Consider the following 2176-nt stretch of genomic DNA (forward strand, 5'->3'; position numbering starts at 1 on the left):
CAAAGTCACCCTGTTCAACCGCTCCTCCGGAACCACCCAACTCATCGCCGACGTCTCCGGCTACTACCTCCCAGGCAGCCCGGCGGGTTCCGTTTGGACGTGGGGCGGGCCAACCTACACCACGGCACCGGCCGGGATGGCGGGCCTGTCCGGGGTAACGGCTCTGACCGGGGGGCACAGCAAGTACGCCCTGCTATCGAACGGGACCGTCCAATCCTGGGGAGTGAACCTTTTCGGGCAGCTCGGCAACGGCACGACCACCGACAGCGGCACCCCTGTCCAAGTCACAGGCCTGAGCAGCGTCATGTCCGTGACTTCATCCTTCGATGCCGCGTATGCCGTTCTCTCGGACGGTACCGTCTGGGCGTGGGGCCACAACAACCTCGGCCAACTGGGCGACGGTACCACGACGGACAGCAGTGTCCCAGTACAGGTCCCAGGCCTGACCGGGGTACGTTCAGTCACTGCCGGTGACTACACGGCCTATGCTGTCCTCAACGACGGAACCGTACAGGCTTGGGGTCACGGGATCACGGTCGCCAGCAACGTTCCGGTCCCGGTGACCGGCCTGACTGACGTCAAATCCGTCACCACGGGGCTCTGGAACCTGACCGTATACGCACTGCTCAACGACGGGACCATCCGGGCCTGGGGATACAACACCAACGGGCAGCTCGGAAACGGCACCGCCTCCAGCAGCAGCACCCCTGTCCAGGTCACCGGCCTGACAGGAGTAACTTCCGTGGTTTCCGGCAGCGAAGCGGCCTATGCAGTCCTGAGCGACGGAACCCTCTGGGCCTGGGGCCAAAACCTCCGCGGCCAGCTCGGCAACGGCACCACCACCGATAGCAGCACTCCCGTACAGGTCACCGGACTGACCGGAGTGAGTTCCGTACACTCCACCAACGAATCAGCCTTCGCTGTCCTCTCCGACGGAACCGTACGGTCTTGGGGTGCCAACCCTTCAGGAATACTGGGCAACGGCACAACCACGAATAGCAGCACTCCCGTGCAGGTGTCCAATCTGCACGGAGTCAAATCCCTAGCCACCTCAGTTATCGCAACCTACGCACTACTCACGGACGGGACCATCCGAGCCTGGGGAAACAACGACAGAGGAGCACTGGGCAACGGTACAACCACCAGCAGTACCACCCCAGTCCAGGTGGCCGGACTCAGCCACATCACCGGCCTCCTGGAGTCTGAAGTTCCCCCAGCCAGTTAACCGAACGGAGCATGGTCGGTTGTTGTCCGTCACTGAGCTATTGACCCGCGCGCGGTTGTTCTGGCCCTGAGGAGGCTTTCTAGCTGATCGAGCCTGCAGCACGCGTCGCCTCTTGATAACGCACGAGGCTGGCTAGCCTGCCTTTTGTTGGGCCCGGAATCTGTCGGAAGTCGTGTCCGGTTAAGGATCCCGCACCGGACGCCGTTGCAGCGGATACCTTCGGAGTAAATTTTGAGAACGAAAGGTTCGCCGATCGGGTGACGGTGCCTGACGTTGTTGGGCTGCCATTTCACGTCGGCCGCGATGTGGCATGGGATGCCGGAGTGAGCCTGGCGAATCCTGATCCGGACGGGCCGCCTATCGGAGCCCTAGCTTGGCCCGGACTGTTCTACATCACATCGCAACGTCCCGCCGCCGGTACCATCGTCTATCGCTGGGATTCTGTGGCTGTCGAGGTTGTCGCGCACGGAGATGCGGAATCCAACGCTTGGCTGAAGCGCCCTGATGCTCCGCCCGCTGATTCGACCCATGCCCCGACTCCGCAGCCCGAGCAACGCGTCGATCTTACGGAGACAGAGCCTCCATTAGAGTGACCTCGAGGGCACTAAGCATCGGGTTTGAATTACCGGCAAGGTCGAGCAACGTCGTCAGTCCGCTTTCCCGGTGCGTCCGGTAAGGGATCCCTCAACGAACTCCTAGCATGGTATCGAGGCGGCGGAAATCAGGCTCGGCACTTTCTGTTGCTTTTATTCGGGCTAAGCGTAGGGTGCGAGCATGTCGTTGTTCCGTCCTTTGAAGCTAGAGACGGAATTCTTCGAGCCGCAGGCGCTCGGCATCGCCCTGTACATCCGAGATCGGCTGGGGCTCGATCCGGTGTCAACGGCAAGTTAGAAATGACCGGGCGCGGCATGTTGAGTTGCCCGTTGGCGGCAAGTGATTGACCGGGCGCGG

The 2176-nt window shown here is 62.0% G+C and carries 1 protein-coding gene; it reads left to right on the forward strand.

The genetic code is table 11. The features are described from left to right. Positions 1-1225, forward strand: a 1225-nt coding sequence (locus tag AC3WJM_RS09725; protein WP_492271753.1) for an RCC1 domain-containing protein, incomplete at its 5' end; no start/stop codon positions are given. Between the last annotated feature and the right edge of the window lie 951 nt (positions 1226-2176).

This window comes from Arthrobacter sp. FW306-1B-G06A, assembly GCF_058781765.1.